The 19,850-nt window shown below is 72.6% G+C and carries 17 protein-coding genes; 8 read left to right on the top strand and 9 right to left on the bottom strand.

Features of this window, described 5'->3' with window-relative positions:
- Positions 1-169: 169 nt before the first annotated feature.
- Entirely contained in the window at positions 170-1,888 is a 1,719-nt protein-coding gene (locus V6D49_RS04345; protein WP_340557265.1) for a glycoside hydrolase family 6 protein, read from the top strand.
- Between the two features lie 158 nt (positions 1,889-2,046).
- Here V6D49_RS04345 and V6D49_RS04340 read toward each other — a convergent pair whose 3' ends face one another.
- Both V6D49_RS04340 and V6D49_RS04335 read right to left on the bottom strand, forming a co-directional pair.
- Positions 2,047-2,256, bottom strand: coding sequence for a DUF397 domain-containing protein (locus V6D49_RS04340; protein ID WP_340557263.1), 210 nt, complete (start codon positions 2,254-2,256; stop codon positions 2,047-2,049).
- The gene (locus tag V6D49_RS04335; RefSeq protein ID WP_340563672.1) at positions 2,253-3,104 is read right to left on the bottom strand and encodes a helix-turn-helix domain-containing protein; all 852 of its coding nucleotides are present in this window, start codon (positions 3,102-3,104) and stop codon (positions 2,253-2,255) included. The genes V6D49_RS04340 and V6D49_RS04335 overlap by 4 nt, the downstream gene beginning before the upstream one ends.
- Before the next feature lie 199 nt (positions 3,105-3,303).
- Between V6D49_RS04335 and V6D49_RS04330 the strand changes: the two genes are divergently transcribed.
- Positions 3,304-3,756, top strand: a complete 453-nt coding sequence (locus V6D49_RS04330) for an ATP-binding protein (RefSeq protein WP_340557261.1) — start codon at positions 3,304-3,306, stop codon at positions 3,754-3,756.
- 29 nt (positions 3,757-3,785) lie between these two features.
- Here the strand turns inward: V6D49_RS04330 and V6D49_RS04325 are convergent, their stop codons facing one another.
- The 5 genes from V6D49_RS04325 to pstS form a co-directional block, all read right to left on the bottom strand.
- Entirely contained in the window at positions 3,786-4,550 is a 765-nt protein-coding gene (locus tag V6D49_RS04325; protein WP_340557259.1) for a response regulator transcription factor, read from the bottom strand.
- A 103-nt stretch (positions 4,551-4,653) separates the two neighbouring features.
- Positions 4,654-5,433: a phosphate ABC transporter ATP-binding protein PstB gene (pstB, locus tag V6D49_RS04320; RefSeq protein ID WP_340557257.1), complete on the bottom strand. Its 780-nt coding sequence runs from the start codon at positions 5,431-5,433 to the stop codon at positions 4,654-4,656.
- A gap of 49 nt (positions 5,434-5,482) precedes the next feature.
- Positions 5,483-6,571 (bottom strand): phosphate ABC transporter permease PstA, encoded by a 1,089-nt coding sequence (pstA, locus tag V6D49_RS04315; RefSeq protein WP_340557255.1) that lies wholly within the window; start codon positions 6,569-6,571, stop codon positions 5,483-5,485.
- Positions 6,571-7,515, bottom strand: coding sequence for a phosphate ABC transporter permease subunit PstC (gene pstC, locus V6D49_RS04310; RefSeq protein ID WP_340557253.1), 945 nt, complete (start codon positions 7,513-7,515; stop codon positions 6,571-6,573). The genes pstA and pstC overlap by 1 nt, the downstream gene beginning before the upstream one ends.
- Before the next feature lie 113 nt (positions 7,516-7,628).
- Positions 7,629-8,732 (bottom strand): phosphate ABC transporter substrate-binding protein PstS, encoded by a 1,104-nt coding sequence (pstS, locus tag V6D49_RS04305; protein ID WP_340557252.1) that lies wholly within the window; start codon positions 8,730-8,732, stop codon positions 7,629-7,631.
- A gap of 359 nt (positions 8,733-9,091) precedes the next feature.
- Here pstS and V6D49_RS04300 point away from each other — a divergent pair, with 359 nt between their 5' ends.
- Together V6D49_RS04300 and panD are read left to right on the top strand one after the other, a co-directional pair.
- Positions 9,092-9,544 carry a hypothetical protein gene (locus V6D49_RS04300; protein ID WP_340557251.1) on the top strand — a complete coding sequence of 151 codons (453 nt, stop codon included), beginning with the start codon at positions 9,092-9,094 and terminating at the stop codon, positions 9,542-9,544.
- A 120-nt stretch (positions 9,545-9,664) separates the two neighbouring features.
- Positions 9,665-10,081 (top strand): aspartate 1-decarboxylase, encoded by a 417-nt coding sequence (panD, locus tag V6D49_RS04295; protein WP_340557249.1) that lies wholly within the window; start codon positions 9,665-9,667, stop codon positions 10,079-10,081.
- A 110-nt stretch (positions 10,082-10,191) separates the two neighbouring features.
- On the opposite strand, the gene V6D49_RS04290 is transcribed toward panD, so the two are convergent.
- Together V6D49_RS04290 and V6D49_RS04285 are read right to left on the bottom strand one after the other, a co-directional pair.
- Positions 10,192-11,403, bottom strand: a complete 1,212-nt coding sequence (locus V6D49_RS04290; RefSeq protein ID WP_340557247.1) for a trypsin-like serine peptidase — start codon at positions 11,401-11,403, stop codon at positions 10,192-10,194.
- Positions 11,404-11,564: 161 nt separating this feature from the next.
- The gene (locus tag V6D49_RS04285; RefSeq protein ID WP_340557246.1) at positions 11,565-12,770 is read right to left on the bottom strand and encodes a trypsin-like serine peptidase; all 1,206 of its coding nucleotides are present in this window, start codon (positions 12,768-12,770) and stop codon (positions 11,565-11,567) included.
- A 225-nt stretch (positions 12,771-12,995) separates the two neighbouring features.
- Here V6D49_RS04285 and V6D49_RS04280 point away from each other — a divergent pair, with 225 nt between their 5' ends.
- The 4 genes from V6D49_RS04280 (at position 12,996) to V6D49_RS04265 (ending at position 19,716) form a co-directional block, all read left to right on the top strand.
- Positions 12,996-14,951, top strand: coding sequence for an IucA/IucC family protein (locus V6D49_RS04280; protein ID WP_340557245.1), 1,956 nt, complete (start codon positions 12,996-12,998; stop codon positions 14,949-14,951).
- A gap of 23 nt (positions 14,952-14,974) precedes the next feature.
- Positions 14,975-15,676 (top strand): GNAT family N-acetyltransferase, encoded by a 702-nt coding sequence (locus V6D49_RS04275; RefSeq protein WP_445330463.1) that lies wholly within the window; start codon positions 14,975-14,977, stop codon positions 15,674-15,676.
- 153 nt (positions 15,677-15,829) lie between these two features.
- A complete protein-coding gene (locus V6D49_RS04270; protein WP_340557242.1) occupies positions 15,830-17,623 on the top strand; it encodes an IucA/IucC family protein in 1,794 nt (597 codons plus the stop codon).
- A gap of 53 nt (positions 17,624-17,676) precedes the next feature.
- A complete protein-coding gene (locus V6D49_RS04265; RefSeq protein ID WP_340557240.1) occupies positions 17,677-19,716 on the top strand; it encodes an ATP-dependent DNA helicase in 2,040 nt (679 codons plus the stop codon).
- Positions 19,717-19,850: the final 134 nt, after the last annotated feature.

Genomic DNA, 19,850 nt, shown 5'->3' with positions numbered 1-19,850 from the left:
CGACAGTCCACAACGTCAAGGGTGGTGCGCCTCCGTGTGCGCTCCCACCGGTGATGCGCCGGAAAGGTCTCCGGAAGGCGTCACCGCTCTCTCCGCGCCACGCACACAGCTCCGTTCAGGCATGTCATCCGTACGGCAACACGCATACACGTAGGGGAGATCCGCACTCATGAACCGCACCAGAACCGCGCTCCTCGCCGCCATGGCGATGGTCGCCGGCGCCACCGGGACGGCGCTCGCCGTCGCCCCATCAGGCCCCGGAACGGCCGCAGTCCCCTGCACCGTCGACTACGAGGTGCAGAACGAGTGGGACACCGGCTTCACCGCCTCGGTGACCCTGACCAACAACGCCGCACCCGTGACGTCCTGGGCGGTCGGGTGGACCTACGCCGGGAACCAGACGATCACGAACGGCTGGAACGCCCGGCTCAGCCAGTCCGGTGCCGAGGTCAGCGCCACCAACGAGTCCTACAACGGCCAACTGGGCACCGGCGGGTCGGTGAGCTTCGGCTTCCAGGCCGGGTACAGCGGCAGCAACGCGATCCCCGACACGTTCACCCTGAACGGGACGACGTGCAACGTCGACTCCGGCGGGCCCACCGACCCGCCGGACCCGACCGACCCGCCCCCGGGCGACCGGGTCGACAACCCGTACAGCGGCGCCAAGGTGTACGTGAACCCCGAGTGGTCCGCCAACGCCGCCGCCGAGCCGGGCGGCGACCGCATCGCCGACCAGCCCACCGGCGTCTGGCTCGACCGCATCGCCGCCATCGACGGCGTGAACGGCGGCATGGGCCTGCGCGACCACCTCGACGCGGCACTGGAGCAGAAGGGCTCGGACGAACTCGTCGTCCAGCTCGTCATCTACAACCTGCCCGGCCGCGACTGCGCCGCACTCGCCTCCAACGGCGAGCTCGGGCCGACCGAGATAGACCGCTACAAGACCGAGTACATCGACCCGATCGCCGCGATACTCGGCGAGGAGAAGTACGCCGACCTGCGCATCGTCACGACGGTGGAGATCGACTCCCTCCCCAACCTCGTCACGAACACGGGCAGCCGGCCCACCGCGACGCCCGAGTGCGACGTGATGAAGGCCAACGGCAACTACGTGAAGGGCGTCGGCTACGCCCTCAACCAGCTCGGTGACGTCCCCCACGTCTACAACTACGTCGACGCGGGCCACCACGGCTGGATCGGCTGGGACGACAACTTCGGCGCCACGGCGGACGTCTTCAAGGAGGCCGCCACCGCCGAGGGCGCGACCGTGGACGACGTGCACGGCTTCATCACCAACACCGCCAACTACAGCGCCCTGCGCGAGGAGAACTTCTCCGTCGACGACCAGGTGGCCGGAACGTCGGTGCGCCAGTCGCAGTGGGTCGACTGGAACCGCTACGTCGACGAGCTCTCGTTCGCCCAGGCCTTCCGCCAGGAACTGGTCTCCGTCGGCTTCGACGCCAACATCGGCATGCTGATCGACACCTCCCGCAACGGCTGGGGCGGCGCCGACCGACCCACCGGCCCCGGCGCGACGACCAGCGTCGACGCCTACGTGGACGGTGGCCGCTACGACCGCCGCATCCACATCGGCAACTGGTGCAACCAGCAGGGAGCCGGACTCGGCGAACGGCCGCAGGCCGCACCGGAGCCCGGCATCGACGCCTACGTGTGGATGAAGCCGCCGGGGGAGTCCGACGGGTCCAGCCGGGAGATCCCGAACGACGAGGGCAAGGGCTTCGACCGCATGTGCGACCCCACGTACACCGGTAACCCCCGCAACGGCGGCAACCTCTCGGGCGCCCTTCCGGACGCTCCCGTCTCCGGGCACTGGTTCTCCGCCCAGTTCCAGGAGCTGATGGGCAACGCGTACCCGCCGCTGCCGTAACGGCTTCGGCCCCCGGCCCGCGTCGCACGTCGGCCGTCCGAGTCGTCGGGACCCGTCGCCCCGCTGCCCGGCGTCTCCCCGGCGTGCGGAGCGGCCCGCTGCGGCCGAACACGACCGCCCCCACCGTCCGGTGGGGGCGGTCGCGCGTGTGCTGAGCCCTATGCGGTCGCCGTGTGGCTCATGAAGGCGGCCCAGGTGTCCTGGCTGACGCGGAGGACGGGTCCGTTCGCCGCCGCCTTGGAGTCACGGACGTAGACGGCGTCGCCGTCAGCCGCGACCTCGACGCAGTCCCCGCCGCCGGAGCCGCTGTAGCTGCTCTTGAACCAGAGAAGCCTGTCGGCGTTCCGGGTTACCCGCTCCACGCTCATGTCTCTCCGATCAGCTGTTGGATGAGCTGCGCTGAATCCCTGCCGTTGAGGGCCTGCGACCGCAGCTTGCCATACCGCATCCCGAAGGCGCTGACCTCTGCCGGATCTCGGATCACACAGCCGACTTCATGCGATTCGATGTATCCGAGGTGCTGATGCTCACTGGTCTCAAGCACGACGAACGGGCCGTTTCTGCCCGGGTGTACTCCTGAACGGCCAGGCATGACCTGCACCTCCACGTTGCGCAGGGCCCCGATGTCCAAGAGCTGCCGCCACTGCCCGCGCATGACGTCCGGTCCACCCACCGGGTCACGCAGCGCCTCCTCGCTGATGATGAACGAGAGTTCCGCCAGCGGGTCGTCGCGGGTGAGGAGCTTCTGTCGGCTGAGGCGGGCCTCGGTGTGCTGGTCGATGGTCTCCTCGCTGAGCGGCGGGCAGTGACCGGCGAAGACGGCGCGCGCGTAGGCCTCGGTCTGCAACAGTCCGGGCACAAGCAGCGGGTCGTAGGAGAAGCGGCTCACGACCTCCGCCTCGATGACCGCGAAGTTGCGGAAGAACCGGGGCAACTTCGCCCGGTCCACCTCGTCCTGGAGCACGTCCAGCACGCCCCGCGCCTCCAGGACGTGCTCAGCCGCCGCCGTGAACGCGGCCTTCGCCGGACGCCGTCCCTGCTCGACCGAGGCGACCAACTCCAGCGAGTACCCGATGGCCTCACCGAACTCCTGCTGGCTGAGGCCCGCCCGCTTCCGCAGATGCTGGAGCAGCCGCCCGTACGCCGACCAGGCCCCCGGCCGCTCGCCTCCCTGGTCCTTCGTCCGCGTCGCGCGACCGTTGCGTGTATCCCGCACTTTCCTCACGCCCTTCCTCCCGGATGCCCGTGGACCCGCCGCACCAGGACCAACGGGCCCCGCCCCGGCAGGGCACGGACACCGACCCGTACAAGACCCGTACAACCACCGGGTCGGCGCCGGGTTTTCGCCGTACCTCCGGTCCGGGTACGGTCGTCGTCCCTGGTCAGGGCATGCACGGATCCCGACGCTGGGCGCTGTGACTCAACGACAGACCACCTCCCGGACCGGCCGCGTCGAACCCCTGCGACTGGGGCTGCGGCTCAGCGGCAGCCGTCGCGGTGTGCGGCTGGCGCGGCGGCTCGCCGTGCAGCAGTTCACCGAGTGGACCGGCCTTCCGCACCACTCCGACGCCGCGTACGCCGTCGCCCTCGTGACGGACGAACTGGCGGCCAACGCCGTCGCCCACGGCACCGTCCCCGGCCGTGACTTCAGGCTGACGCTGCTCCTGCCGACGGAGGGCGTCCTGCGCGTCGAGGTGACCGACACCCGGCCGGAACGCGGCCTCGTCCACCCGGTGAACGCGGCGGCCACACCGGACGCCGAATCGGGACGGGGGCTGCTCCTCGTCGCCGTCTACTCCGCACGCTGGGGGTACGCCTGCCGGGACGCCCTCACGAAGACGGTGTGGGCCGAGATCGCCTACCGGTGATCCGTCTCGTCCGGACGCCGGAGGCCGCGTCAGGCGGGTGGGACGAGGCGGTAGCCGACGCCGCGGACGGTCTGGATGAGTTCCGGGTGGTGCGGGTCGTCGCCCAGCCGTTCCCGCAGCCGCCGGACGTGCACGGTGATGGTGTTCGACCGCTGGGCCTCGTCGCCCCACACCTCGGAGCGGATGCGGGCCCGGGTGATGACCGTGCGGGGGTTGCGCATCAGCAGGTGCAGCAGTTGGAACTCGCGCAGCGGGAGTTGGGCCGTTGGCGTGCCGTGCACGTGGACCTCGTAGGTGCTCGGGTCCAGGGTGATCGGGCCGCAGCTGAGGGGCCGGAGCCGGTCACGGCCGCCCACGTCGGCCAGGCTGAGCAGCCGGGCGACCTCGCGCGGCCGGTACGGGCGGGCGACGCACGCGCTCGCGCCGTCCGCCAGCGCCGAGGCCACCAGGCCGGTGTCGTCCGGGCCGACGCCGAGCACCACCGGGGTTGCCGTGCGCCGCCGGATGACGCGGAGGACGTCCGTGCCGTCCAGCACCGGCAGTCGGGCGGAGACCAGCAGGACGTCCGGCTGCCGCAGCCCGGTCTCCAGCAGCGCGCTCGCCCCGTCGGCGCAGTGGACGACGGACACCCGGTAGTGGGCCAGGTGGGCGGTCAGGCCCTGGCGAATCCTTTCGTCAGCGTCCGCCAGCAGCACGACGGGGTCGGTGCCCAGCGCCAGTCCGCCGGGGCCCGGCCCGGGCTCGGCGGCGGGCTGCGCGCCGTCCACCGCCGGCCCGGTGCGCTTGGCTGTCACGGCACGTTCTCCCCTCGTGTCGATGCCCCGAGGGCGTCCGCCGGGCGCGGGTCAGACGCTCGGTGGACGCCCTCGGACGGACGGCGCCGGCTCGCAACCGGCGTCAGCCGAAGCGGCCGGAGACGTAGTCCTCCGTGGCCTTCTTGGCGGGCCGGGTGAAGAGGGTGGCGGTGTCCGCCATCTCCACCAGAACGCCGGGCTCACCGGCGGCCCGCAGGTTGAAGAAGCCCGTGGTGTCGCTGACGCGCTGGGCCTGCTGCATGTTGTGCGTCACGATGACGATGGTGTAGCTGGACTTGAGCTCCAGGATGAGGTCCTCGATCGCCTGCGTGGAGATGGGGTCGAGCGCCGAGCACGGCTCGTCCATGAGCAGGACGTCCGGCTCGACGGCGATCGCCCGGGCGATGCACAGGCGTTGCTGCTGTCCGCCGGAGAGGCCGGAGCCGGGGCGGTGCAGCCGGTCGCGGACCTCCGTCCACAGGTTGGCCGCCCGCAGGGACCGCTCGACGCGGCCGTCCATCTCCGAGCGCGGCATGCGCCGGTGGTTCAGCCGCAGCCCGGCCGCGACGTTGTCGTACACGGACATCGTCGGGAACGGGTTGGGCCGCTGGAAGACCATGCCCACGTGCCGCCGCACCCGCACCGGGTCCACATCCGGCCCGTAGAGATCCTGGCCGTCCAGCACCACCTTCCCGCTCACCCGGGCGCCGGGGACGAGTTCGTGCATGCGGTTCAGCGCGCGCAGCAACGTGGACTTGCCGCAGCCGGAGGGGCCGATCAGCGCGGTGACCTGCCGGGGCTCGATGTCCATCGACACGTCGTGCACGGCCAGGAAGCGGTCGTAGTGGATGTCGAGGCCGGAGACCTCAATACGTGTGGCCACGGGGGTTCTTCCTTGTCGGTGTGCTGGTGGCGCCGGTCGCGGGGCTGCGTCACGCGCTCTTGGGCGCGAAGAGGCGGGAGATCAACCGGGCCACGAGGTTGAGCGCCATGACGATGAGGATCAGCACGAGGGCCGCCGCCCACGCCCGGTCGAGCGACGCCTCCGGCGGTACGCCGGGCGAGACGTACTCGTAGTACGAGAACACCGAGAGCGTCGCCATGCGCCCGTCGAAGGGGTTGAAGTTGTCGCTCGTCGTGATGCCGACGGTGATCAGCAGGGGAGCCGTCTCCCCGATCACCCGCGCGATGGCCAGCGTGACGCCGGTCGCGATGCCGGCCAGCGCCGTCGGCAGCACGATGCGCAGGATCGTGCGCCACTTCGGCACGCCCAGCGCGTAGGACGCCTCGCGCAGCTCGTTCGGGACGAGCTTCAGCATCTCCTCCGCCGAGCGCACCACGACGGGGATCATCAGCACGCTGAGCGCCACCGCGCCCGCGATGCCCATGCGTACGCCCGGCCCGAAGAACAGCACGAACAGCGCGTAGGCGAACAGCCCGGCCACGATGGAGGGGATGCCCGTCATCACGTCGACGAAGAAGGTGATGGCGCGGGCGAGCCGGCCGCGCCCGTACTCGACGAGGTACACGGCCGTCAGCAGGCCCACCGGGACGGAGATCAGCGTCGTCAGCCCGGTGATGATGAGCGTGCCGAAGATCGCGTGGTGGACGCCGCCGCCCTCGGCGACCACGCCCCGCATCGAGTGCGTGAAGAACTCGCCGTCGAAGCGGGTCAGGCCACGGCTGACGACGGTGGCCAGCACCGAGATCAGCGGCAGCATCGCCAGCAGGAACGCCGAGGAGACGACCGCGGTGATCAGCCGGTCCCGGGCGGCCCGCGCCTCCTCCACCGCGCGGGACCAGGCGTAGACGACGGCGGTGTAGCCGACCGCCGCGACCAGGCCGCTGACCGCCGGGTTCCAGCCCAGCAGCCACAGCACGGCGGCCGCCACGAGGGACCCCAGAAGCACCAGCGGCGGCCCCGCGGCGGGCAGGGTTCCGTGCGTCAACGGCTCGGACGCCGGCGCGTGGCGCTCGTCGGGGTCGGTGGACTTCGTGGAGGTGGAGGTGGGGGTGGGCATCAGTTGGCTCCCGAGAATTCGCGCCGCCGGTTGATCACCGCGCGCGCTGTCATGTTGACCGCGAGGGTCACGGCGAAGAGCACGAGCCCGGACGCGATGAGGGCGTTGACCTTGATGCCCGTCGACTCGGGGAACTGCAGCGCGATGTTGGCGGCGATCGTCGACGGATTGCCGTTGCTGATCAGGTTGAAGGTCACTCCGCCCGAGGTGGACAGGACCATGGCCACGGCCATCGTCTCGCCGAGCGCCCGGCCCAGTCCGAGCATGGAGCCGCCGATGATCGCCGAACGTCCGAACGGCAGCACGGACATGCGGATCATCTCCGAGCGCGTCGCGCCCAGTGCCCAGGACGCCTCCTCGTGCAGCCGCGGCGTCTGCCGGAACGCCTCACGGACCACAGCCGTGTTGATCGGGAGGATCATGATGGCCAGCACCAGCGCGACGGTGAGCATCGTGCGTCCGGTGGAGGACGCCGGCCCTTCGAACAGCGGGATGAAGCCGAGGTTCTCCGCGAGCCAGCCGGTGGGGTCCACGGTCAGCGGTGCCAGCTGGGAGACGCCCCACAGACCGAAGATGATGCTCGGCACGGCGGCCAGCAGGTCGATGACGTAGCCCAGCGTGGTGGCCACGCGGCGGTGCGCGTACTGGGTGATGAACAGCGCGATCGCCACCGACAGCGGTGCGGCGATCGCCAGGGCGAGCAGGGCCGACAGCAGCGTGCCGAACAGCAGCGGCCACACGTACAGCGCGACGCCCTCGCCGCCGGGGATGTCCTCGGCCGGCGCGGTGACGGCGGGCCAGGCCTCGACGAGCAGGAACGCGGCCACCCCCGCCAGCACGACCAGGATCAGCACGCCGGCCCCGGTCGACGCACCGGAGAAGACCCGGTCCCCCAGCCGCAGCGGCGTTCCCCGCCGACCGGTGGTCTCGGTGGTGATGGGCACGGACACGTCCTTCCTCGAACCTTCTTCGCACGTGCGGGTGAACCGGCGGTTGACTCGCCGGTGCCCGGGCGGTCCGCGTCGTGCCGCGGACCGCCCGGGCGGGGTCGGCCGGGTCAGCCCGCCGAGATGGCCTCGATGGCCTTCTCGGCCTGCTCGCGCAGCGTGTCCGACAGCGGCGCGGAGCCCGCCGCCTCGGCGGCGGCCGCCTGGCCCTCCTCGCTGACCATGTAGGCCAGGTACGCCTGCACCAGCTCGGCGGTCTGCTCGTCCTCGTAGGTGGAGCAGGCCATGGCGTAGGAGACCAGGACGATCGGGTAGGTGCCCGCCTCGGTGGTGTCCCGGGCCAGGTCGTAAGCGAAGTCGTACTCGCCGCGGCCCTCGACGCGGTCGGAGACCTCGACCACCTTGGCCGCCGCCTCCGGCGAGTAGCCGACGAACTCCCCGCCCACGCCGACGTTGACGGTGCCCAGGTCACCGGCCTGGCTGGCGTCCGCGTAGCCGATCGTGCCGGTGCCGTTCGTCACCGCCTGGACGACGCCGGAGGTGCCCTGGGCGGCCTCGCCGCCCGCGACCGGCCAGTCACCGCTGACCTCGTGCGGCCAGTCGTCCCCGGCGGTGGCGGACAGGTACTCCACGAAGTTCTCCGTGGTCCCGGACTCGTCGGAGCGGTTCACCGGGGAGATGGCCGTGTCGGGCAGCTCCACGTCCGGGTTGTCCTCGGCGATGGCCGGGTCGTCCCACTTGGTGATCTTCTGGTCGAAGATCTGGGCGATGGTGCCGGGCTTGAGGTTGAGCTCCTCCACACCCTCGACGTTGAAGACGACCGCGATCGGGGAGACGTAGGCCGGGATCTCGATGAGCTCGCCGCACCGCTCCGTGGCCTTCGCCACCTCCTCGTCGTCGAGGTAGGCGTCCGTGCCACCGAAGTCGGAGCCACCGGCGAGGAACTGCTCCCGGCCGCCACCGGAACCGATCGGGTCGTAGTTGACCGTCACGTCCGGATTCGCCTCCTGGAACCCGGCCATCCACGCCTGCTGGGCGGCGTCCTGCGAGCTGGCGCCCGCGCCGGACAGGGTGCCGGAGAGCGACGACTCGCTGCCGCCACCGCCGCCGTTGTCGTCGTCGGACTCGTTCGAGGAGCCGCAGGCCGCGAGGCTCAGAGACAGGACGGCTGCGGTCGACAGAGCGAGGATGCGGCTACGGGTGCTGCGCTTCACGATTGCCTCTTCCGAAACATTCGGTCGGGCCAGCCGACCTGAGGATTACTTGATGCGCTGGACGCTAGGAGCGCGAAGTGACCCGACACGGCACCGATCCTGAACGGTCGATGAACGGCGGGACATCGCGAAGGTGTCATCACGGTTGCGTCACATCGCGATAACCACTGCGCATAGCCGTGCAACCCCCTCCGCCCACTGCGCGGTGTGTCGCCGCCCCGGCCCCTTCTCATCCGAACCACCGGCCGCGCGACAGGAGTTCGGAGGCGGCCCGTGCCGAGGGCCGCACGGTCACGCACACCGGTGATGTGATGCGGTGCGGCAACCGTCGTCGCACCCGCGCCCAGGGGAGGAACGCAGTGTCCACAGGAATCCGCCTGCTGCGGGCCGCGACCGCGCTCGTGCTGCTCGCCCAGAGCACGGTCGTCGCGGTCTTCGCCTTCGTCCTCAACTCCATCGCGGCGTTCGCGCCGCTGGACGAACCGCCGGAGTCCGTGGCGTATCGGGTGCGGATCTCCATGGTCGTCGGAGGTGTCGTCGTCGCGGTCGGCCTGTGGGCCTGCGGCACGCTGCTCCGCTCCTGCGTCCGCGGCACGTCCGCCCGTACGGCGATCGCCGTGGCCGCCGTGCTGGAGCTGGCTCTCGTCGCGAGCGCGCTGGTGCGGACCTCCGGTGAGTCCGTCGTGCTGAGAGGGGCCGCCCTGGTCCTGCTCGTCCTGTGCTTCCTGGCCGATCCGGCGGCACCGTGCCCGCGTCCTCGGCGTCGTCGGCGTGACGGTGATCACGGCGAGCTTTCGAGAGGGGTTGCGTAGGCTGGGAGGGTCGCCGTGGTAACGGGGGGAAGCGCCCGCACGGTGGCGCGCTGTAGGGCAGTGAAACCGCACTTGACCTGCGCCGACGCAGGCAGGGAGCACGAATCCAGGAGTACCTCGATGATGCGTACGATGTTCAAGTCGAAGATCCACCGTGCCACGGTCACCGAGGCCGACCTGCACTACGTCGGGTCCGTCACCGTGGACGCGGACCTGCTGGACGCCGCCGACCTGCTGCCCGGCGAGCTGGTCCACATCGTCGACGTCACCAACGGCGCCCGGCTGGAGACGTACACCATCGCGGGCGAGCGGGGCTCCGGCGTGATCGGGATCAACGGTGCGGCCGCACACCTCGTACACCCCGGTGACCTCGTCATCCTCATCAGCTACGCGCAGCTGGACGACGCCGAGGCCCGCACCTACACGCCCCGCGTCGTCCACGTGGACGTGGACAACCGGATCGTGGAGCTGGGGGAGGACCCCTCGGCTCCGGTGCCCGGCGGGGACACGGTGCGCAGCCCCTTCGCCCACGTCTGACGTCTCCGCCCGCGCGCCGCGCGGGCCGCGTACGCCGACGGTCCCGGCACTCCGTGGAGTGCCGGGACCGTCGTGCTCGGTGCTCGGTGCTCGGTGCTCGGTGCCTCGGCTCAGCCCTGACCGGCGAACTTCTCGCTGATCGCGGAGAAGACGCCCTCGGCCGAGGCACCGAGGTAGGGCCCGGCGAGCCAGGTCGCCGGACGCGGGCCGATCGAGTTGACGGAGACCAGCTCCGCCTTGCCGTCCGGGCCCGCGATGTACATGCCGCCGCCGGAGGTGCCGCCGGTCATCGTGCACCCGATCCGGTACATCGCCGGCTGCTCGGGGTCGACCGTGAGCCGTCCGGGACGGTCGGTGCAGGTGTACATCAGCGCCCCGTCGTAGGGCGGCGCCGCCGGGTAGCCGTAGGAGCTGAGCCCGGCCAGCTCGTCGGGTCCCGGGGCGTCGAAGTTGATCGGCAGGGCGCTTCCGACGGTCTCCTCCAGCGACTTCCCCGAACCGTCCTCGGGCTCGACGTGTAGCACGGCGAAGTCCTGCGAGGCCCCGGCGTCGCCGCGCAGCGCGTCGCCGCGCTCGATCCAGTAGGACGTCGTCTGGGCCCAGTCCGCCCACCACATCTTGTAGGGCGCGACCTCGTGCGACGGCGCGCCGGTCACCTGCTCCGGCGCGCGTCCCCGGTCGTTGTAGGACGGCACGAACATGATGTTGCGGAACCAGCCCGCGTCGCCGCCGCCGTGCACGCAGTGGCCGGCGGTGGCCACGAGGTTGGACCTGCCCGGGTTGTTCGGGTCCTTGACGACCGTCCCGGAACAGACCATCGGACCGCTCGGAGTGTCCATGAACACCTTGCCGACGGGGGCGGCGTGCCGGTGGTAGGGCCGGTCCACCTCGGACGCCTCGACCGCCGCCGGTGCCGGGTCCGTGCCGGTCCGCGCGGAGGAGGAGGCCAGGTCCTCCTCGCTGACCTCCTTGTGGTGGTCCTCCGCCTCCTGCATGCGGCCGGTGTCCCACAGGCCCTCGATGTAGGGGTTGACGAAGTCCTGGGCGTCGCGGAGCCAGCCGTCCTTGTCCCAGTCCTCCCAGCCGCCCTTCTTCCAGCCCTCCAGGTCCCTCAGGGAGTCGGGCAGATCGTCCGGCAGCTCGTCGGGCAGGCCGAGCCCCGGGTCCTTCTCGCCGCCTTCGGCGGCGGGCGACGCGGAGACGCCGGCCTTGGCGTCGGTGTCCGCGTCGTCGGGGCCGCAGGCCGTGGCGGCCAGGGCCAGCGCGGCCAGTGCGGCCGTGAGGGCGAGGGCGGGGCGGCGGGCCGTGCGTGCAGCGGGCATGCGGAGTTCTCCTCGGAACTCGGGAAATCGGCAAATCGGCAAGCGGAACGTGACGTCGGGCGGAGCGCGATGTCAGAAGGCGCGGGCGGGGTGCACGGGAGCGCACCCCGCCCGCGCCGATCGACCTGGCACCGGCACCGCGTCGCGGCGCCGGCGGGAGGCTACGAGCTGAGCGAGTCGAAGACGGCCTTGGCCTCCGGGCCGAGCCGCGGACCGGCCAGCCACGTCGCCGTGAGCGGGCCGATGGACGTCACCGAGTAGAGCTGGTCGTCGCCGTCGGGCCCCGGGGCCACCCAGCCACCGCCGGAGGATCCGCCGGTCATGGTGCAGCCGACGCGGTACATGGTGGGCTGCTCGGGGTCGATCGTGAGCCGGCCGGCCGCGCCCGTGCAGCTGAACATGGAGCTGCCGTCGAACGGCGGTGCGGCGGGGTAGCCGCGCACGGTGAGCTCGGGCAACGTGCTGACCTGCGGAAGGCTGAAGTTGATCGCCACGGCCGAACCGACCGTCTCCTCCAGCGAGGTCTCGCTGCCGCCCTCCTCGGGGCTGACCTTCAGCACGGCGAAGTCCTGCTGGGCACCCGCCCCACCGCGCTCGGCGCCGGCGCTGCGCCAGTACTCGGTCGTGGCGGCCTCGGCGGCCCACCAGATGCCGTGCGGGAGGACGTCCTCCTCGGGGGCGGTCTCCAACTGCTCGGCGGGCAGGCCCTTGTGGTTGAAGCCCGGCACGAAGACGACGTTGCGGAACCAGCCCTTGCCCTCACCGCCGTGCACGCAGTGCCCGGCGGTGGCGACGAGGTCGGACTTCCCGGGGTTCGCCGGGTCCTTGACCACCGTCGCGGAGCAGACCATCTGGCCCTGCGGGGTGTCCATGAACACCTTGCCGTAGGGCGCGGCGCCGTCGGTGTAGGGCGTCGGGACGTCGGCGGCCTCCACGACCGGGGGTTCGGGGTCGGTGGCGCCCTCGTCCTCGGTGGCGCCCTCCCCGTCGCCGTCCGGGGTGCCGTCGATCTCGTCCTCGTCGACCTCGCGCTCCGGTTCCTCCGCGTCCTTCATCCGCTCGCGGTCCCAGAGGTCCTCGATGATCGGGTTGATGAAGTCCTTGGCGTCACCGAGCCAGCCGTCCGGCTCCCAGTTGTCCCACTCGCCCTCCTTCCACCGCTTGAGGTCGTCCAGGGAGAAGGGCAGGTCCTTGGGCAGCCCCAGATCCCGGCTGCCGGAATCGGCGGCCTCGGAAGCGGCCGGCTTCGCGTCGCTGTCCGGTGCCTCGTCGGGACCGCATGCGGTGGCGGTCACCGTCAGAACGGTGACGGCGGCGACCGCTGCCAGCGCCGTACGGCGCCGCGCGGTCGTGCGCGTGGACGACATGGAACGAACTCCCCCTGAACTGGTTCACCTTGCGTGTGGCTTGTCATGCACCCCGCCGAAGGGAGTGCCCCCCAACTATGCAGGTGCCGCCTACGACGGCCGCTGCCGGGTCGGCGGTTCCCCCCGACCGGCTAAGGGATCTTGCCGTCGGCCGTGATCGGACGGCGGTCGCGTCGTTACGCCGTACGGGCTGCGCAGCGGTTCCCGCACGCTCAGGGAGGTTTTGTGAACGCAACGGCCGGTTCCGAGGAATCCCCCGACGGGGGCGGCGCCCCCGTCCCGCAGCGCCTCGCCCGCCTGCTCGACGACCCGACCGTCCCCCGTCAGGCGCGCCGCGCGGCCCGCCCGGGCCCGCCCGACGCCTCGGCCACGGCGGACGCCGACCCCGTCCCCATTCCCGCCGACCCCGCCGACGATCCCCTCGACGCCGCCGACGTCCACCGCGCCGCCGACGCGGCCGGTGCGGAGAACCTCCTCCGCTGCTGGGTACGGGAGACGGGCCAGGCGGCACCGCCCGCCGGCCGCCCGCTGTGCGTCCCCCTGCCGGGCAGCGGCACCGCCCTCCGGGTGCCCGTGCGGTACTGGTCCCCGACGGGGTGGCACCGCTTCGGCCCCGTGCGCCTCGAGTCCGCTCCGGCGGACGCCGCCCCTCTCGACGCCGTCACCCTCGCCGGCCTCCTCGCCCGCGAGGCCGCGCACCAGGCGGGCACGCCGGGGGAGGGCAGCGACCTGTCCGCCCGCGTCGCCGACTCCGTGCGCCAGACGGCACGGTTCCTGGCGGCCCGCCGCGCCCGGCCCGGGCCGCCCGCCGGGGCCGACCCGTTCCTCGCGGCGGAGCAGGCCCTCGTGCTCGGCCACCCGTCGCACCCGGCGCCCAAGAGCCGGGAGGGCTTCGGCGAGGAGGAGACCGAGTGGTACTCCCCCGAGCTCCACGGCAGCTTCCCCCTCCACTGGTTCGCCGTCCACCACACCGCCCTGGCCTCCGACTCGGCCTGGACGGAGAGCGGCCGGGCACGCACGGCGGCCGAGCTCGCCTCCCGGCTCGCACCGGACCTGCCGCTGCCGGCCGGAACCGTCGCCCTGCCGCTGCACCCCTGGCAGGCCCGCACCGTCCGCGGCCGCCCGGCCGTGGCCGCGCTGTTCGACGCGGGCCTCCTCCACGACCTCGGGCCGCACGGCGGGCGGTGGCACCCCACGTCGTCCATCCGCACCGTCGCTCGTCCGGGGACGGCGACGATGCTCAAGCTCTCCCTGGCCGTCCGCGTCACCAACTCCCGGCGGGAGAACCTCCGCAAGGAGCTGCATCGCGGTGTGGAGGTGCACCGGCTGCTGCGCAGCGGGCTCGGTGAGCGCTGGCGGGCCGCCCACCCCGGGTTCGACATCGTGCGCGACCCCGCCTGGCTCGGTGTCGACGACGCCGACGGCACGCCCGTGCCGGGGCTGGACACCGTCTTCCGGCACAACCCCTTCCGGCCCGACGACGACGCCGTCTGCCTCGCCTCGCTCACCTCGCCCCGCCCGTGGCCGGACGTCGCCGGGCACCCGACGCGCTCACGGCTGGCCGACGTCGTGCGGCGCCTGGCCTCGGCCACCGGCCGGCGGACGCGGGCCGTGGCGGCCGAGTGGTTCCTGCGCTACCTGGACGCGGTCGTGGCCCCCGTCCTGTGGCTCGACGCGCACGCGGGTATCGCGCTGGAGGCCCACCAGCAGAACACCGTCGTGCTGCTCGATCCCGAGGGCTGGCCCGTCGGCGGCCGCTACCGGGACAACCAGGGCTACTACTTCCGCGCCTCGCACCGGGCGGCGCTGCAGGCGCTGGTGCCGGGCGTGGGGGAGAAGAGCGACTCCTTCGTGCCCGACGCGGTCACCGACGAGCGCTTCGCCTACTACCTGGGCATCAACCACGTGCTCGGCCTCATCGGCGCCTTCGGCTCGCAGGCCGGCGTGGACGAGGCCCTGCTGCTGGCCGCCTTCCGGCGCTTCCTCGACGCGCACGCCACCCAGGGCGGCGACGTGCCGCCGTCCCCGCTGGCCGGTCTCCTCCTCGACGCGCCGTCGCTGCGCTGCAAGGCCAACCTGCTGACCCGGCTGCACGGGCTCGACGAGCTCGTCGGCCCGGTGGACACCCAGTCCGTCTACGTCAGCGTCCCCAACCCGCTCGCCGTCCACCCGCCGCAGTGACCCACGAGCCGGAAGGAGGCGCCGTGCCGTCCCCCGACCCCGCCACGGACGAGGACGACACCCTCGACCTGGAACTGCCGCCCGAACTCCGCACCGGCCTGGCCGGGCCTCCCGGGCTCACCGGACCCGTGCCGGACACCGCCGCCCCCGGCACCGACCTGGTGGGCGCGGTCGACCGGTGGCAGCCCGCGTACGGCCCCTTCGGCACCTTCCAGCTCGTCCCCGTCCGGCTCGAACGCGACCTGCCGCTCGTCACGGCCTGGATGAACGACCCGGCCGTCGCCGCCTTCTGGGACCTCGCCGGGGACGAGGACGTCACCGCGAAGCACCTGCGTCCGCAACTGGAGGGCGACGGGCGCAGCGTGCCGTGCCTCGGCGTGCTGGACGGCGTCCCGATGAGCTACTGGGAGATCTACCGCGCCGATCTCGACCCGCTGGCCCGGTACTTCCCCACCCTGCCCCACGACACCGGCGTCCACCTGCTGATCGGCCCGGCGGAGCAGCGCGGTCGCGGCCTCGGCGCGGCACTGCTGAGGGCGGTGTCCGAGCTGGTCCTGACGCACCGTCCGGCCTGCCGCCGCGTGCTCGCCGAACCCGACGTCCGCAACGCCGTGTCCGTCAGCGCCTTCCTGCGCGCCGGATACCGGCACGCGGCGGAGGTGGATCTGCCGGACAAGCGTGCGGCTGTCGTCGTCCGCGAGCGGGGAGGGGTCCCGGCGCTCTAAGGTCGGGAGACCTCCCCACCGGCACCTCGGTGCCGGCCGCGACACCGCACGTCGTTCCCAGTGGTCCTGACCGCGCGCCCGCCGTCCCCGGCGGCGTCCGGACCGGACCGGAGAGAACCGTCCCGTTCGGCTCCGCACCTGAGGAGAACGCACTTGCAGACGTCATCCACCGAGCCCGCCACGCCCTGGCACGCCGCGTCCCGGAAGTTGTTCGCCAAGCTGCTCGGCGAGTTCGCCTATGAGGGGATCCTCGTCCCGGAACGCGACGGCGCGGCGTCCGACCGCGCCGCGTCCGACGGCGCGGCGGGGACGGTCGGCCGGTACCGGCTGGTCGTCGCCGACGGCACGGTCCACCGCTTCCACGCCCGGCGCGGTGCCTACGGCCACTGGCGCGTCGACCCCGACAGCATCACCCCGCACGCCGACCCGCTGACGTTCCTCACCGCCGCCCACGACGTGCCGCTCGGGCTCGCGGGAGACACGCTCGGCCACCTGCTACGGGAGCTGACCGCCACGCTCAGCGCCGACGTCCGGCTCGCCGCGACGGCGCTGTCCGTCCCGGAGCTCGCCGACCTCGGCTACGCCGAGCTGGAGGGCCACCTCACCGGCCACCCCTGGCTGGTCGCCAACAAGGGACGGCTCGGCCTGTCCCACGCCGACAGCGACCGCTGGACGCCCGAGGCCCGCGTCGCGACCCGCCTCCCCTGGCTCGCCGTGCACCGCCGCCTCGCCCGCTACCGGGGCACCGCCGCGCTCGGCGACGCCGCGCGGCTCTACGGCCAGGAGCTCTCCACCGCGACCCGGGAGGCCTTCGCCGCCACCGTCGCCGCACGCGGACGACGCCCCGAGGACTACCTGTGGCTCCCCGTGCACCCCTGGCAGTGGGACGAGACGATCGCGCCGCTGTTCGCCCCCCAGCTCGCCGACGGCACCCTCATACCGCTGCCCGAGGACGAGGACCTGCGGCTGCCGCAGCAGTCGGTGCGCACGTTCCTCAACATCAGCCGCCCGCACGCCCGCACGGTGAAACTGCCGCTGTCCGTGCTGAACACGCTCGTGTGGCGCGGGCTGCCCACCGAACGCACCCTCGCCGCCCCGGCCGTCACGTCCTGGATCCACGGCGTGCGCGACGCCGATCCGTTCCTGCGCGACGAGACGCGCGTCGTCCTGCTGGGCGAGGTCGCCTCGGTGACCGTCGAGCACCCGCTCTACGACCGGCTCCCCGGCGTCCCGTACCAGTACCGGGAGCTGCTCGGCTGCATCTGGCGCGAGCCGGTGGGCCCCTACCTCGCGGCCGGGGAACGGGCCCGCAGCCTCGCGGCCCTGCTGCACACCGACCCGGCGGGCCGGGCGCTCACCGCCGAACTGGTCCGCCGGTCCGGGCTCACCCCCCGGGTGTGGCTGCGGCACCTCTTCGAGGCGCTCCTGCCGCCGCTCCTGCACTTCCTCTACCGCTACGGCACGGTCTTCTCCCCGCACGGCGAGAACAGCATCGTCGTCTTCGACGCGCACGACGTGCCGGCGCGGCTGGCCGTGAAGGACTTCGTCGACGACGTCAACCTCACCGACGAACCGCTGCCCGAGCTGGCCGACCTGCCGCGCCCCGTCCGCACCACGCTGCTGACCGAACCGGCGGACTTCCTCACCCAGTTCATCCACAGCGGTCTGTTCGTCGGCGTCTTCCGCTACCTCGCACCCCTCTGCGCGGAGCAGCTCGGCGTGCCGGAGGCGGAGTTCTGGGCCCTCGTCCGCGACACCGTCCTGGCCCACCAGCGGCGCTTCCCGGAGCTGAAACCCCGCTTCGAGTTGTTCGACCTGCTCACGCCGCGCATCGGCCGCCTGTGCCTGAACCGCAACCGGCTGTACGCGGACGGCTACCGCGACCGCGCCGAACGTCCGCACGCCGTGGTGGACGGCACGGTCCCCAACCCGCTCCACGCCGGGTAGCGGCCGAGCGTCCGTGCCCGGGTGTCAGAGGCACCACGTAGGGTTGCTCGCCTATGAGCGAAGCATCCGCCCTCCCCACCCGCCCCGCCCTCACCGACCTCCTGCACGCCGCCGTCACGGCCGTCGGCGGCACCGAGCGGCCCGGCCAGGTCGCCATGGCCGAGGCCGTGGCGGAGGCCGTCGGCGAGGGCACCCACCTGCTGATCCAGGCGGGCACCGGCACGGGGAAGTCGCTCGGCTACCTCGTGCCCGCGCTGGCCCAGGGCGAGCGCGTCGTCGTCGCGACGGCGACGCTCGCGCTCCAGCGCCAGCTCGTCGAGCGGGACCTCCCGCGCACGGTGGAGGCCCTGCATCCGCTGCTGCGCCGCCGCCCGGAGTACGCGATGCTCAAGGGCCGGTCGAACTACCTGTGTCTGCACCGGCTGCACGAGGGCGTTCCGGCGGAGGAGGAGGACGGCCTCTTCGACCCGGTCGAGGCGGCGGCCCGGGCCGCCGGCCCGGCGGGCGCCTCCAGCAAGCTCGGCAAGGACCTGCTCCGGGTGCGGGACTGGTCGGACGAGACGGAGACGGGGGACCGCGACGACCTGCGGCCCGGCGTCTCCGACCGGGCCTGGGGTCAGGTCTCCGTCTCCTCGCGCGAGTGTCTGGGCGCCGCCATGTGTGCCTACGGGGCCGAGTGTTTCGCCGAGGCCGCCCGCGAGCGGGCCAAGCTGGCCGACGTCATCGTGACCAACCACGCGCTGCTGGCGATCGACGCCATCGAGGGCGCGCCGGTGCTGCCCGGCCACGAGGTGCTGATCGTCGACGAGGCGCACGAGCTGGTCTCCCGCGTCACCGGTGTGGCGTCCGGGGAGCTCACGCCCGCCGGGGTGAGCCGGGCCGTGCGCCGCTCGGCGAAGCTCGTCGACGAGAAGGCGGCCGACCGGCTGCTGACGGCCTCGGAGGGCTTCGAGCGGGTCATGGAGCTGGCGCTGCCCGGCCGTCTGGAGGAGGTCCCCGAGGACCTCGGCCACGCGCTCGCCGCCCTGCGGGACGCCGCCCGGAACTGCCTGACGGCGCTCGGCAACACCCGCGACCGCTCCGTGCAGGACGAGGACGCCGTGCGCAAGCAGGCGGTCGCCTCGCTGGAGAACGTCCACGCCGTCGCCGACCGGATCGCCCAGGGCTCGGAGTACGACGTCATCTGGTACGAGCGCCACGACCGGTTCGGCGCCTCGCTGCGCGTCGCGCCGCTGAACGTCTCCGGTCTGCTGCGGGAGAAGCTCTTCCACGACCGCTCCGTCGTCCTGACGTCCGCGACCCTCCGGCTCGGTGGCGACTTCAACGGCGTCGCGGCCTCGCTGGGGCTGGCTCCCGAAGGCCGGCAGGAGCAGGCCGGGGAGGAACAGGCCGGGGAGACCGTCGGAGACGAGGAATCCCCCAGGTGGCAGGGGCTGGACGTCGGTTCCCCGTTCGACTACCGCAAGCAGGGCATTCTGTACGTCGCCCGACACCTGTCCCCGCCCGGCCGCGAGGGCAGCCGCAGCGACATGCTGGACGAGCTGTCCGGTCTGGTCGAGGCGGCGGGTGGGCGCACGCTCGGCCTCTTCTCGTCGATGCGGGGGGCGCAGGCGGCGGCCGAGGAGCTGCGCGGCCGGCTGGACGTGCCCGTCCTCCTCCAGGGCGAGGAGACGCTGGGCGAGCTGATCCGCCGCTTCGCCGAGGACGCGCGGACGTGCCTGTTCGGCACGCTGTCGCTGTGGCAGGGCGTCGACGTGCCGGGGGCCAGCTGCCAGCTCGTCGTCATGGACCGCATCCCCTTCCCGCGCCCCGACGACCCGCTCATGAGCGCGCGGCAGAAGGCCGTCGAACAGGGCGGCGGCAACGGCTTCATGGCGGTCGCCGCCACGCACGCGGCCCTCCTGATGGCCCAGGGCGCCGGGCGGCTGGTCAGGGCCACGGGGGATCGCGGCGTCGTCGCCGTGCTGGACCCGCGGCTGGCGAAGGCCCGCTACGGCGGCTTCCTCCGCTCCTCCATGCCGGACTTCTGGTACACCACCGACCCCACCCAGGTCCGCCGCTCGCTCGCCGCGATCGACGTCGCCGACTCCTGAGGCCGCGCGGCGGGCGGCACGTTGGGTGGCGCGGAGGTGTGGCCCATACACCGCACAGTGTGATCACGTCATGCTTTCGGCGATATTTCACTCGAACGTGTGTTTGGCGCAACCTTTCGAAACCAACTACCGTT

This window comes from Streptomyces sp. GSL17-111, assembly GCF_037911585.1.
Lineage (GTDB): Bacteria > Actinomycetota > Actinomycetes > Streptomycetales > Streptomycetaceae > Streptomyces.
The sequence above is the reverse complement of the archived record's forward strand: the minus strand, read 5'-3'. Positions and strand labels throughout refer to the sequence as shown.